This is a genomic window from Microvirga vignae (assembly GCF_001017175.1).
In the GTDB taxonomy this organism is placed as follows: domain Bacteria; phylum Pseudomonadota; class Alphaproteobacteria; order Rhizobiales; family Beijerinckiaceae; genus Microvirga; species Microvirga vignae.
The window spans coordinates 16,800-30,561 of the sequence record NZ_LCYG01000019.1; the positions used below are offsets into that span (position 1 = coordinate 16,800).

General features: G+C 61.1%; 12 protein-coding genes. 2 read left to right on the top strand and 10 right to left on the bottom strand.

The genetic code is table 11. The features are described 5' to 3' along the window. Positions 1–17 precede the first annotated feature (17 nt). The gene (gene clpS / locus AA309_RS07750; protein WP_047188441.1) at positions 18–410 is read right to left on the bottom strand and encodes an ATP-dependent Clp protease adapter ClpS; all 393 of its coding nucleotides are present in this window, start codon (positions 408–410) and stop codon (positions 18–20) included. A 269-nt stretch (positions 411–679) separates the two neighbouring features. Continuing rightward, positions 680–1,015, bottom strand: coding sequence for a phasin family protein (locus AA309_RS07755; protein WP_047188442.1), 336 nt, complete (start codon positions 1,013–1,015; stop codon positions 680–682). Positions 1,016–1,270: 255 nt separating this feature from the next. Between AA309_RS07755 and AA309_RS07760 the strand changes: the two genes are divergently transcribed. Next, positions 1,271–2,857 carry a D-alanyl-D-alanine carboxypeptidase gene (locus tag AA309_RS07760; RefSeq protein WP_047188443.1) on the top strand — a complete coding sequence of 529 codons (1,587 nt, stop codon included), beginning with the start codon at positions 1,271–1,273 and terminating at the stop codon, positions 2,855–2,857. Between the two features lie 89 nt (positions 2,858–2,946). Here AA309_RS07760 and AA309_RS07765 read toward each other — a convergent pair whose 3' ends face one another. From AA309_RS07765 to AA309_RS07785, 5 genes are all read right to left on the bottom strand, one after another. Then, positions 2,947–3,657: a DnaJ domain-containing protein gene (locus AA309_RS07765; protein WP_084730968.1), complete on the bottom strand. Its 711-nt coding sequence runs from the start codon at positions 3,655–3,657 to the stop codon at positions 2,947–2,949. Between the two features lie 132 nt (positions 3,658–3,789). Further along, positions 3,790–4,146, bottom strand: coding sequence for a hypothetical protein (locus AA309_RS07770; protein WP_047188445.1), 357 nt, complete (start codon positions 4,144–4,146; stop codon positions 3,790–3,792). 80 nt (positions 4,147–4,226) lie between these two features. Beyond that, on the bottom strand, positions 4,227–4,478 hold the full coding sequence (locus AA309_RS07775) for a hypothetical protein (RefSeq protein ID WP_047188446.1): 252 nt from the start codon (positions 4,476–4,478) through the stop codon (positions 4,227–4,229). A gap of 23 nt (positions 4,479–4,501) precedes the next feature. Then, positions 4,502–4,939, bottom strand: coding sequence for a DUF1489 family protein (locus AA309_RS07780; RefSeq protein ID WP_047188447.1), 438 nt, complete (start codon positions 4,937–4,939; stop codon positions 4,502–4,504). Between the two features lie 55 nt (positions 4,940–4,994). After that, the gene (locus AA309_RS07785; protein WP_047188448.1) at positions 4,995–6,974 is read right to left on the bottom strand and encodes an acetyl/propionyl/methylcrotonyl-CoA carboxylase subunit alpha; all 1,980 of its coding nucleotides are present in this window, start codon (positions 6,972–6,974) and stop codon (positions 4,995–4,997) included. 293 nt (positions 6,975–7,267) lie between these two features. Here AA309_RS07785 and AA309_RS07790 point away from each other — a divergent pair, with 293 nt between their 5' ends. Then, entirely contained in the window at positions 7,268–8,614 is a 1,347-nt protein-coding gene (locus tag AA309_RS07790; protein WP_047188449.1) for an Nramp family divalent metal transporter, read from the top strand. Positions 8,615–8,727: 113 nt separating this feature from the next. On the opposite strand, the gene AA309_RS07795 is transcribed toward AA309_RS07790, so the two are convergent. From AA309_RS07795 to AA309_RS07805, 3 genes are all read right to left on the bottom strand, one after another. Next, positions 8,728–11,436, bottom strand: coding sequence for a valine--tRNA ligase (locus AA309_RS07795; protein WP_047188450.1), 2,709 nt, complete (start codon positions 11,434–11,436; stop codon positions 8,728–8,730). 99 nt (positions 11,437–11,535) lie between these two features. After that, entirely contained in the window at positions 11,536–12,072 is a 537-nt protein-coding gene (locus AA309_RS07800; protein WP_047188530.1) for a PopZ family protein, read from the bottom strand. 156 nt (positions 12,073–12,228) lie between these two features. Beyond that, a complete protein-coding gene (locus AA309_RS07805; protein ID WP_047188531.1) occupies positions 12,229–13,608 on the bottom strand; it encodes a TolC family outer membrane protein in 1,380 nt (459 codons plus the stop codon). Between the last annotated feature and the right edge of the window lie 154 nt (positions 13,609–13,762).

Sequence of the window (13,762 nt, forward strand, 5' to 3'; positions counted from 1 at the left end):
TGAGACGGGTCTCTCGGCTAATTCTTTTCCATCACGCATTGCAGAGGGTGCTGGTGCTTACGGGCAAAATCCATCACCTGGGTCACCTTGGTCTCCGCAACCTCGTAGGTAAAAACTCCACACTCCCCGACGCCGTTCTGGTGCACATGAAGCATGATCCGGGTCGCATCCTCACGATTCTTATTGAAGAAGCGCTCCAGCACATGCACCACGAACTCCATCGGGGTATAATCGTCGTTCAAAAGAAGAACGCGGTAAAGGTTCGGCCGTTTCGTGCGCGGTTTGACTTTCGTGACGATGGCGGTGTTCGAGCGGCCATCATCGTCGCCACCAGGGGGCTGTGACCCGCCGGCAGCGGAAAGTGGAAACCGCTTCGTCCGGATCAAAGTGTCCTGAGCTAACCGCAGCATGATATTTCGACCGACCCCTTCTTATTGGCCCCTGCCCTGCAGCCCGCCTTTCCGCTCAGGCCCCAGCACCAGAGTCAAATGTATAGTCGCTCCATTCGGTTCGCTAGATCAACCAGATGGGTGCTCATATCAGCCATGAGAAGCGCGACATCTTCGTCACTCTCTCGTGAGGTCGGCCAAGGCCAAGCCTCGGAGGCTTAAAACGCGAAACGCCCGGCATTGCGGCCGGGCGTTCCATTCAAAACCGGGAAAGACAGTCAGGCTTGGGCTCAAGCCTTCATGGTCTTGGACAGAAGGCCCTCGAAAGGCTTGAACGTGTCGGTGGCGAGCGCCGTGTAGAGGGCACCCATCTTGCTGGACTGAGCGACAAGGCTCTCGTAAGCGCCCTTGGCGTAGGAGGTCTGCACCTCGATCGCCTTCTCAAGGCTCTGGGCGCCGATCAGCTTCTCAAAGGTGGCAGAGTTGTGCTCGAAGGACTTGCGAGCGAACTCGGCGGTTTCATTGGCGATAGCCTGGGCATTCGTAGAGAAGGCGCCCGCGGCCTTGATTGCAGCTTCCAGATTTTCCTGGCCAAGCTTTTGCAGGTTTGTATACGGCTGAAGCATTGTGAACCTCGACAATAAGGCGTTTAATGGCACCAAGTGCCGGAGAATAGTGACGGAACCTATTATGTGCACTGCACAAAAATTGTCAAGCGATATTGTGCAGCGCACAATAAGACATGCCGTTAAGTCACCCCCTGTTAACGCCCCCGTAACCGCATCCTCTTACGGTCAAAGGATGTGTTGCGCCGGCAACAATCTCCGTTTGGAGAACCGGTCGCAGAGGCTTGAGACCAAACTCAACAGGGATTTTTCAGCATGACTTCGGTTTGGGTAGGACGCCGAACTGCTTGGACTTTTATTGGTATTGTCACTTCTGCCGCCATTGCCTTTTCTGCTCCCGCTGAAGCGGCGCGCCGCAAGGTGAGCTCCAGAGGGGGTGGCTACAGCCCTCCCACGGCCTCGATCGTCGTGGACGCCAAGACCGGCAAGATCCTGCAGGGCGAAAACATCGACGAGCCCCGCATTCCTGCCTCTATCACCAAAGTGATGAGCCTCTACCTGCTGTTCGAACAGCTTGAGCGCGGGCGCATGACCCTGAACACTCCGCTCACTGTGTCGGAATACGCCTCAAGCCAGCCCCCGACGAAGCTGGGCCTGCGCCCTGGCTCGACCATCGAGGTCGAAGACGCCATCAAGGCCATGGTGACCCTCTCCGCCAACGACGTCTCCGTCGTGGTGGCCGAGAACATCGCCGGCTCCGAGGACGCGTTCGCGAGCATGATGACGCGCAGGGCCCGGGAACTCGGCATGAATTCCTCAGAGTTCCACAATCCCCATGGCCTGCCGCATTCCCCGCCGAACATCACCACGGCGCGGGACCTCTCGATCCTGGGCCGTGCGATCCAGGACCGCTTCCCGAAATATTTCGCCTATTTCGACACCCGCTCCTTCCAGTATGGCAAGCGCACCATTCGCGGCCACAACCGGCTTCTCGGCAAGGTGCCCGGCGTGGACGGCATCAAGACCGGCTATACCCGCCTCTCCGGCTTCAACCTGCTGACATCGGTCAACACGGATACCCGCAGCATCGTCGCCGTGGTTCTGGGCGGCCGTTCCGGCGCATCCCGCGATCAGAAGATGGCCGGCCTGATCGATGCTCACCTGCCGCGCGCCTATGCGGGTGCTCGCATTGCTCCGCCGGTCGTCGAGCGCGGCGCGCAGACGACGCAGGTCGCCGAAGCTCCGGAACCAGCTCCTGTGAAGGTGGCTTCTGCCACACCGCAGGCTCCTGTCGCTCAGGCGGCGGCTACGACAGCTCCCGTGCCCACCGCCGCTCCCGAGCGCAAGCCGCTTGACCTGAACGCTCTGCGCCCCGTCGTAGCTTCCGCGGCAGGCGCCAGCTCCACCACGACCCCATCCTCGGCCTCCTCCATCCGCTGGCAGAAGGGGCAGGAACCGCTGCCGCTGAATGCCCAGGCTTATGCCGCCCTTCAGCCTCAAGCAGCTCCGTCTCAGATCACCGACACGCAAAAGGCCGCCCTGCAGGCAAAGATCGAGACCAAGACCGCCACTCCGGCCCAAGCCGAGCCGACAAAGATTGCGTCCCTCAAGATGGAGGCTCCCAGGGCTCTGGCTCCTGAGGCCAAGAAGACCGTCACAGGCTGGGTGATCCAGCTCGGCGCGACGGATGACGAAGAGAAAGCGAAGGATATTCTGGACTCCGCCCGCAGCCGCTTCAGCAAGGTGTTGGGCAAGGCCTCTCCCTTCACCGAGAAGGTGACTTCCAACGGTGGCACCCTCTATCGTGCCCGCTTCTCCGGCTTCCAGGAATCCGGCGATGCCGAGAAGGCCTGCAAGCAGCTGAAGAAGGGCGGCATGAGCTGCTTCGCCTCTCGCGGCTGACGAAGTTTTAATCTCTCGCAGTTTTACTGTCAGCGACGGTACAGTGTGTTTGTACCGTCGCAGTTCAAAACCGGATCGCGCGTGGAGTATCAGCGATGTCGGCCCAGCAGGACTTCTCTCGCCTGATTTACGCGAGCAGCGAGGTACGCCGTCCCTCCCTGATCGGGATGGAGTTTCTTGATCAGCGTGCGATGCGCATGTCTGATCTCATCGAGGCTCGCTCCCGGCTTAAGCCCCAGGATCTGGTAGGCTTCATCTTTCGTCATTATGCCCGACTGCGCATGAGTGCGCGTCCGCGTGTCTCGATCGCCCTGAGCGTCTTCACGCCAGCCGGAAAACCGGCGATCAAGATAAGCCTCTAGAAGAGGCACGCCCTCTGGATCGAGAGCGCTGCACTCGTCGTAAAGGCCGCGTAGGCTCTCTGGATTAAGGCTCGACAGGCGACGGCCTGTAAAGGTACCCGCCAGGACACTGCCTTCCACTCCCCCTGTGGCATGGTCGATTTCCATTTCGATCATGGCGGATCGAATCCGGGAAAAGCGACCCGACACTTTCTGAAAACGCCCCCAGGATCCGGGGAGCGGAAGCCCACCCCAGCCCAAGAGCCAAGCGCCCAGACCACCCACAAAAAGGGCTGTGGCAATCTGCCCCTTGGCGCCCAGCACCACAGCCGCGCCGAGGGCGGCAATCCCGCCGACAATCTTCACGGCCTTGGCCACGGCGGCCGTGTCGGATCGGGAAAAGACTTTCAGCAGCCACCAGATAAGAGCAGCAGCCGCAATTCCATAAAGCAGCATCATGTGTTCATCCCCACCCCAAGATGTGGGCCGGGATAAGGCGCTTGTAAATTACCGGGGGTCCATTTCACGCGAAAGCCGGCCCTTCTTGCGAGGGACCGGCTTCCTAGGCCTGAAAAATCTCGTGTCGATGGCTTAGTGGAGGAGGCGCGCGGCACCGCGCTGGCTTTCCCGCTCCCAGGCCTGGATGACGATACCATTGATTCCGGAATCGTGCAGGCGGTCGCTCAAATCGATGAAGTGCCGTTCGGTCGCCTCCACGTCGATCTCGATCTGCTCGTCCTCGATCTGCTCGAGCTCGCAAGCTGCGTAACGTTCGTAAGCGGCCGACATCTCGGCATAGGCGAAAGCAACCGGCAGAGTGCGAAAGATGGTGGAGAAATCGTCGTCCAACTCTCCCGTCATCAGATCGCGCATCTGGACGAGATATCCGTCCTCGTGCTCACAGACTTCATAACGCCAGTGCCGGCCTTCGGATGCAGACAGGAGCATCGGAACCTCCACTCAACTGAACTGAAAGGCCAATGCGAATCCAGGCAGCGGGGTTCCAAGATGTTCCCCAGCAAAAAAGTCTAATGTCGCCAGCTCGTTTCGGCTCTTATACGCCCGCCGATGCGCAGCGTCGTGCCGTGACCCAGATCGATGGCACCTTTATCGTTCTTCAGAGCATCAGCCTGCTGGCCTTTTGCGCGAACGACGTCCTTGCATGCCTCCGGCACCTCGATCACCTGGCCTGGCTTCGGATCAGGGATGCGGCACTCTTTCGCAAGGGCTGGCCCCACCAATACGAACAGGGAAGTTGCCAGAATGGTCAGGCGCGTCATAACCCGCTCCAGATTCACATAAGTTAAAGCAAGCCGAGTTCGGCCAGCTCTCGTCGCATGTCCTCGGGCATCTTGGCAAGATCGCCTGCTTTCCCGTCGATATCGCGTGGCGCATCCTTCACGACGAGATAGCGCCAGCCCTGGAAAGGCCTGTAGGGGCGCGGCTCCACGGGGATCACCTTCGGCTCCAGCACAAGTCGGCAGCGCCCGATACCGTCCGCATCCGTGAAGGGGCGCACATCCAGGAGTTTCTGGCGCGCAGCGACCTGGCCCTTGATCACCCAATAGAGAGAGCCGCCATCCAAGAGCTCTTCCACGCGCTTAGGCACCATACGGGTGGTGTGCGTCTGCTCGTAGTCACGACCGAGCCGCTGATGATGCGCGCGGTTCTCCTCGATCCATTCCTCGAGATCGGTAATGGATTCGCAGCCTACGCAGAGTTTGATCAGATGAAGGGCCATGTCAGCGTTGAACCATGCGCGCGGCGCATCGCAAATCCGGCGATGCGCCGCACTTCTATTCCTCTTCAGCCTTCAGCACAATGAGGCGCGCGCCTTCCGCCACCTGCGCACCGGGCTCGGCGGCAATCTCCGCCACCTCGCCATCCGAGGGTGCGACGAGCACGTGCTCCATCTTCATCGCCTCGACGATGGCAAGGCGCTGCCCCTTCTCGACTTTCTCTCCTGGTTGCACGAACACGGCAACCAGCTTGCCATGCATCGGCGCCTTCACCGAGCCACCCTCATCCATGTGTTCGAGATCGATATCGAATGGATCATAAGGCTGCACGAGTGTCTGACGACCCTTCCTGAAGATGTAGACTCCATGCGGTGCATCGACCTCTCGGTCGACTTGCTCATCAACCCATGGATCGCTCTCGCCCACCGCCACGGTGCTGACACCAGGATGTTCGGGACTGAATATCTCACGCGCATCGACACGTTCACCATCAACACGCAACGGCATGCCGACGCTGCGCGTTCCGAGCAGTTGGAAACCATCCGGCTCCGACCAGGGAGATAAAGGCTCGTCATTTCTCAGATGCTCTGTCATCCGTAGCCGGTCGATCTCCCGCGAGACCAAGGCTGCTGCACCGAAGGAAACGGCAATCTCGTCCAGAGGCTGCGGCACAACGCCGAGGCTGTCCAGATTGCGATCGATAAATCCGGTATCGAACTGCCCTGCCCTGAACTTGCGCGCTTCGCACAGCTTCTTCAGGAACGCGACATTGGTCTTCGGACCTGCGACGATCGTCTGGCCGAGTGCTTCCGCAAGCATCGACAAAGCCTCTTCGCGCGTTCCGCCATGCGCAATCACCTTCGCGATCATCGGATCGTAGTAAGGCGTCACCTCGGCTCCGGCCTCGACACCGGTATCGATGCGAATGCCTTCACCCTCCGGAAAATCGAGCGCCCAGAGCTTTCCTGTCGACGGCAGGAATTCCTTCTCCGGGTCTTCGGCATAAAGGCGCGCCTCGACCGCATGGCCGTTGATCGTCAGATCGCCTTGAGTGAACGGCAGCTTCTCGCCGGAGGCTGCGCGAAACTGCAGTTCCACGAGATCGAGCCCGGTGATCGCTTCCGTCACCGGATGCTCCACCTGCAGGCGCGTGTTCATTTCCATGAAATAGAAGCGGTCGGCGCGAAGGCCCTCGCGTCCGTCGGCGATGAACTCAACCGTGCCTGCGCCTACATAACCCACAGCGCGTGCGGCTTCGACGGCCGCCTGTCCCATGGCTTGGCGCATCTCCGGCGTCATGCCGGGAGCCGGCGCTTCTTCGATCACCTTCTGATGGCGGCGCTGGAGCGAGCAATCGCGCTCGAAGAGATGCACCACATTGCCGTGCGCATCCGCGAACACCTGGATCTCGATGTGGCGCGGCGAGAGAATGTATTTTTCCACCAGCACACGCGGATCGCCGAAGGCGCTCGAGGCCTCGCGTTGGGCACTCTCGAGAGCAGCATCGAAATCAGCTGCCTTCTCGACGCGCTTCATCCCCTTGCCGCCGCCGCCCGCGACAGCCTTGATGAGCACGGGATAGCCGATCTCGTAAGCCTTCTGGCGCAGGAAATCCGGATCCTGCTTCGAGCCGTGATAGCCAGGCACCACGGGCACGTTTGCCTGCTGCACGAGCGCTTTTGCCGCATCCTTCAGGCCCATGGCCTTGATGGCGGAGGCCGGCGGGCCGACGAACACGACGCCATTAGCGGCACAGGCCTCGGCGAATTCAGCGCGCTCGGAGAGGAAACCATAGCCGGGATGGATGGAGGCAGCCTTCGTGCGCTTGGCGACCTCGATGATCTTGTCGATCTTTAGATAACTTTCGCGGGCGGGCGCGGGACCGATCAGGTGCGCCTCATCCGCCATCTGCACAAAGAGCGCATTCGCATCCGCCTCCGAATAGACCGCGATGGTGCGCATCCCCAGCCGCTTGGCGGTGCGAATGATCCGGCAGGCAATCTCGCCGCGATTGGCGATGAGGACACTCTCGAGCATAGCCATCCCTTATAAGTCCGAATTCTGGTTCGGTTTTGTCAGAATCTACAGCAAAACCTAGGCCGCTTGTCACGCGGGAACAGCTTATTCCGAACCGTCCCTAACAGGCGAGACGGAGAGCCGCGGCCTGCCCGCATCCCGGTTCCGACTTTCGTCCGGCAGGTCGGCCAGGTCCTCTACAAAGGCCCTCTGCAAAATCCCTTGCAGGATCCCTTTGGAGGCAGCCCCTTGCCTACTTGCGAAACTCACGCTACCTTTTACTTGCAAATGATTTGCAACTGCAGAAAGAGCCCATGGATCAGTCAGCCCCTGTTTCCCTCGTGCGCAAAGCGGCCTGGCGTCAGGACGTGAGCCTGCCCTCCCTTCCGGAAGTGAATCGCTCGATCAAGGTGCGTCCCGGCTCCGCTTGGCGGCGGGCGGCTGCCTTCATGGGGCCGGGCTATCTCGTGGCCGTGGGCTACATGGACCCAGGCAACTGGGCGACCTCCATCGCGGGCGGCTCGAAATACGGCTATGCCCTGCTCTCGGTGGCCCTGATCTCGAACATCATGGCGATCATCCTGCAATCGCTCTGCGCCCGCCTTGCGGTGGCCACCGGCCGCGACCTCGCACAGGCCTGCCGGGATGCCTACCCGAGGCCCGTCGCCTGGGGCTTATGGCTTTTGGCAGAACTCGCCATCTGTGCCACGGATCTTGCCGAGGTGATCGGAACGGCGATTGGTCTCAATCTTCTCTTTGGCATTCCGCTGGAGATCGGCGTCATCATCACGGCGCTGGACGTGTTCCTGATCCTCTATCTGCAGAATCTCGGCTTCCGCTGGGTCGAGGCCTTCATCATTACCCTGCTCGGCGTGATCGCCATCTGCTTCGGCACCCAGATCGCCATGGCTGATCCGGATTGGGGGGCAGTGATCACCGGCTTTGCGCCCACCACCGAGATCGTCACCAATCCGGACATGCTCTATCTCGCGCTCGGCATTCTTGGCGCGACGGTGATGCCACATAACCTCTATCTGCATTCCGGCATCGTGCAGACACGAGCCTATGGCGAGACTTTGCCGGAAAAACGCGAGGCGATGCGCTTCGCAACGCTCGATTCCACCATCGCGCTGATGTTCGCGCTCACCATCAACGCCTCTCTGCTGATCCTCGCGGCGGCAGCCTTCTACAGCACGGGACGCACGGAGATCGCGGAACTCGGAGAAGCGCATACCCTGCTGCAGCCGATCTTAGGGAGCGCCATCGCGCCGATGCTGTTCGGCCTGTCGCTGCTCTGCTGCGGTCTCAACTCCACGGTGACCGCCACCATGGCAGGGCAAATCGTCATGGAAGGTTTCATCAATTTCAGGATAGCGCCCTGGATGCGCCGCCTGATCACCCGTGGCATCGCCATTATCCCGGCAGCTGCCGTCACCATCGCCTATGGCGAGAGCGGCACCGCGAAACTGTTGATCCTCAGCCAAGTGATCTTGAGCCTTCAACTGCCCTTTGCGGTCGTCCCGCTCGTGGCAATGACAGCCTCCAAGCGGAAGATGGGTGAACTCGTCACACCGCGCTGGCTCACCGCCATCGCCGGTGTCATCGCGGCAGTGATCGTGGTGCTGAACGTGAAGCTGCTTGTGGACTTCGTGACGGGTTAAACTCAGCGTCATGGCCGCACTTGTTGCGGCCATCCACGTCTTTGGGCACCGCGATTCAAAGACGTGGATGCCCGGCCTTGTGCCGGGCATGACGGAGTGCCTTAGAAGGATAGCTACGCGTCCTTCAGACGGCCCAGCGCCTCCTCCATCTTCGTCTTGCGGGCGAGAGCCTCCTCACGGCGCTCGCGCTGTTCCTCGACGACCTCTTCCGGTGCGCGCTTGATGAAATCCGCGTTCCCGAGCTTTGCGTCAATCTTGCCGATTTCCGTATCGAGCTTCTGGATTTCCTTGGCGAGGCGTGCGCGCTCGGCATCGAGATCGATCACGCCTTCGAGCGGAAGGGCCGCCACTTCGCCGCGGATGAGGAGTTGGATCGAACTCTTCGGCGCGGCATCCGCGAAGGAAATATCGGAGAGGCGCGCGAGGCGCCTCACGATATCGCCCCAGCGATACGCACGAGCCTTCACGTCGGCGGAAGACGCGACGAGTACGAGCGGTATCTGGGCACCGGCGGGCACGTTCGTCTCGGAACGGGCGGAGCGGATCTCGGTGACGAGGTCCACCACCCAGCCGATCTCGGCCTCGGCCTGCGGGTCGATGAGGTGATCGAGGTTGGACCAGGGAGCCAGCGCGAGGATCGTCTCGCGCTTCGGCCCCTCCTGCCCCTTCGCTTCCCACAGCTCTTCCGTGAGGAAGGGCATGATGGGATGCAGGAGCTTGCAGATTTCATCAAGGATGAACGCGATGGTGGCGCGGGTCTCATCCTTCGCAGGAGAATCCGCCCCCTGCAGCACGGGCTTGGCGAGCTCCAGCGTCCAGTCGCAGAACACGTTCCACACGAAGCGATAGGCAGCACCCGCCGCCTCGTTGAACTTGTAGGCCTGGATTCCGGCCGCGACTTCGTTGATTGCCTTCGCGCACTCGCTGAGCGCCCACTTGTTGAGGGTCTCCTTCACCGACTTCGGATCGAATCCCGCGATGCGCTTGCACTCGTTCATCTCGGCGAAGCGGGCCGCGTTCCAGATCTTGGTCGCGAAGTTGCGGTAATTCTCGACGCGCTGAACCGACAGCTTGATGTCGCGCCCCTGCGCGGCCATCGAGGTGAGCGTCATGCGCAGCGCATCCGCACCATACTGCTCGATCACGTCGAGCGGATCGATGACGTTGCCTTTCGACTTCGACATCTTCGCACCCTTCTCGTCACGGACGAGTGCGTGAATGTAGACTGTATCGAAGGGCACTTCGTCCATGAAGTGGAGGCCCATCATCATCATGCGGGCGACCCAGAAGAAGATGATATCGAAACCCGTGACCAGCGTGTTGGTCGGGTAATAGCGCTTGAGTTCCGGCGTCTCGTCCGGCCAGCCCAGCGTCGAGAACGGCCAGAGCGCGGAGGAGAACCAGGTGTCGAGCACGTCCTCGTCGCGTTTCAACGCCACGTCCTTGCCGTGCTTGGCGCGCGCTTCGGCCTTCGCATCCTCCTCAGAATGTGCGACGAACACGTTGCCCTGATCGTCATACCAGGCCGGGATCTGATGGCCCCACCAGAGCTGGCGCGAGATGCACCACGGCTCGATGTTTTCGAGCCACTGGAAGTAGGTCTTCTCCCAATTTTCCGGCACGAACTTGGTCTGGCCCTTGCGCACGGCATCGAGCGCACGATCCGCCAGCGGCTTCACGTTCACATACCACTGATCGGTGAGATAAGGCTCGATCACCACGTTCGAACGGTCGCCATGCGGGACCACATGCGTGTTCGGTTCTATCTGAACGAGAACCTCGCGCTCCTCGAGCATCGCGACGATGCGCTTGCGCGCCTCGAAGCGGTCGAGCCCGTCGAGAGCCATCACGGCCTTGAGGTCGTCCGTCTGCCGAAGGCTTTCGAGGAAGCCCTCGTTGCCGGAGAGCGCGAGCTGCGCTTCCGTACCGAAGATGTTGATGAGCGGCAGCTTGTGGCGCTTGCCGACCTCGAAATCGTTGAAGTCGTGCGCTGGCGTGATCTTCACCGCGCCCGTGCCCTTCTCAGGGTCGGAATATTCGTCCGCCACGATCGGAATGCGTCGGCCCACCAGCGGCAGGATGGCGAACTTGCCGATGAGATCCTTGTAGCGCTCGTCCTCGGGATGCACGGCAACCGCCACGTCGCCCAGCATCGTCTCGGGACGCGTGGTGGCAACGGTGATGGCGCGCTCGGGCATGCCCTCGATGGCGTAGCGGATGTGCCAAAGATTGCCCTTCACCTCCACCTGGACTACCTCGAGATCGGAGATCGCGGTCTGGAACTTGGGATCCCAGTTCACGAGGCGCTTGTCCTTGTAGATCAGGCCCTGCTTATAAAGATCCACGAAAACCTTCAGCACAGCCTTGGACAGGCCCTCGTCCATGGTGAAGCGCTCGCGCGACCAGTCGCAGGAGGCGCCAAGGCGCTTGAGCTGACGCACGATCGTGCCGCCGGACTCCTCCTTCCACTCCCACACGCGCTTGACGAATTCCTCACGGCCGAGCTCGCGGCGATGGATCTGTTTCTCCATGAGCTTGCGCTCGACCACCATCTGGGTGGCGATGCCCGCATGATCGGTGCCTGGCTGCCAGAGCACGTCCTTGCCGCGCATGCGCTCGAAGCGGCAGAGGATGTCCTGGATCGTGTTGTTGAGGGCATGCCCCATGTGGAGCGAGCCCGTCACGTTCGGCGGCGGGATGACGATGGTATAGGGGTCCGCGCCCTTGCGATCCGGCCGTCCGGCCTTGAAGGCCTCGGCCTCCTCCCAGCGGGTGGCGATGCGTGCTTCGACGGAAGCAGGGTCGAACGTCTTGTCCATCATGATGCGATACCGGCCAGTTGGCGCGCCAAACGCGCGGGCAAGACGGCTACAAACCGGACGGATGGGACGAAGTCAACCGATGGACGGAAAACTTGGGATTTATCCGCGAGTCACGCGCTCGATTTCGGCCTTCACCAGCCGTTCCACGAGGGCCGGAAGATTCTCGTCGAGCCATACCTTGAGCATGGGCCGCAGCATCTCCTTCATCAGGTCCTCGACGGTCTGAGGCTGGCTCGGCGCGCGAACCGCACTCAGCCGCCCGAAGGCCTCGGAAACGGAGGCTTCCGTCATCCGGGACAAGAGGGATTCGCCGGGGTTCCGTTCGCAGGGCTGAGCAAAGGCCTGAGGAGCCCGCACCATTGCCACAGCCGCCGGAGGAACAGACCGTTCCGCCTCGTAGGTCTCCGCGAGACGGGCGACGGAGCGCTCCTCCTGGAACGGACCGTCTTGGATGAAAGGCTTCTCCTCGACGGCAGAAGGCGGAGGCTGGGTATAAAGCCCAGAAGACACATGCTGCTCGGTGATGTCCAGGACGGTCTTCAGGGGCGTCGGTTCGGGCTCCCGGATTGTCGGCTCAGGCGCCGGCTCATGATCCTCGGAAATAATGCGACGGATGGAAGCTAAAATATCTTCCATCGATGGTTCATTGACCTTCAGGTTCATCGAACCCATAGCCCCACCCAATAAAATAGAGTTTTAGAATCTCATTCTTGAGAATGTTTTTAAGTATTTTACGCAGGCTTACAGAAAACAAGCGGGGCCAGAACTAAATTGCCCTGGCCCCGATACTTATCAACGACCATCAGGCGTGGTCGTTCCGATCCAGAGATCTTTGACCTGATCGTAGTGAATCCTTGGGCTGTAGTGATTCACAGCGAGCCCCAGAGCGCGGGAGTTGAGGCGTCCCATGGACTGAACGAGCTGGTAGGACGCCACCACCCGATCACGCTGCGCCTGGATCAGATTCACCCGGGCCGTGAGCAGTTCCTGCTGAGCGTTCAGCACGTCGAGGGTCGTGCGCTGGCCGACACGGGCCTCCTCGCGTACACCGCTGAGAGCCGTCTCGGCCGCATCGATCTGGGCCTGGGCAGCCTGGATCTGCGCGCGAGCGGCCTCGAGATCACCCCAGGACGACAGGACTGCGGCGCGCACCTGATCGCGAACCCAGTCTGCCTGGAGCTGAGCCTGGCCGGCCTGCTCCTTAGCCTGCCGGACCTCGGCATAGACCTGCCCGCCTTCATAGATCGGAACAGTCAGCCTTGCGACAGCCGAGGCGGCCAACCTCTCGTCCCCGGAAGTCTGCACATCATAGGACTGGGTCACGGAGGCGCTCACCCCCAGCTGCGGAGCGAGTGCCCCCTGAGCAACCTTCACGGCAAGCTCGGCGACATCGACGGCATGCTGGGCAGCCTTGATGGCCGGATGCTCTCCAAGTGCAATTTTGAGAGCCGCATCCACAGTCCGGGGCGTCAGCCTGTCGAGCGGACGGCCAGGTGCCAGCTGCCGCGGCTCGACACCGACAAACTGACGGTACTGCGCGATGCTGGTCCGCAAATTGGCCTCGGCCGCGCTTGCCTGGGAGCGCGCCGCGGCCAAGCGCGACTCGGCCTGAGCCACGTCCGTACGAGTGACCTCACCGACGTTGAAGCGGTCCCGTGTCTGGCGCAGTTGCTCGTCGATCACCTCGACGTTGTTGCGCTGGAGATCGAGAATGGCCGTGTCGCGCAGCACGTTCATGTAGGCGCTGGCAGCGCTGAACAGCATATCCTGCTCGACGTTGGTCAGGTCTTCTCGCGAGCGGAGAACGCCGGATTCCGCCTGCCGAACCCTGTTGTCGGTCTGAAAGCCGTCAAAGATAGGCTGGGTGAGTTCAACGCCGTATCCACGGGGCGTCAGCCACTCAGTTTGCTCGCCGCCGCCAAAGATCGTGCGCGGTGTCCTCGGGTCATATTTCGAGTAGGTGCGCGAGATCTCCGCATTGGCATTGATACGCGGGCGATACCCGGACTTCGCCTGAGCGACGTCTTCATCGGCTGCACGAACGCCGGCGCGCTGGGCATTCAGGTTCGGGTTGTTCCCATAGGCCTTGGCCAAAGCGCTTTCCAGCGTCTCGGCCGAAACATTGTTCGCGCCCGCCAGCACGAATGCGGAGGCCATGACTCCAAGGAGCATACGATACTTGTTGCTGGATTGCTTCCCGTTCACGCCCACCTGCCTAACGATTTCAATACGCACAATCGGGATCGAAACCGATTCACAAAACTCGGATCATTCAAAGCGCAACAATAACTATGGCGTTTGAGTCGGCAACAGCCCCCCTTCACCG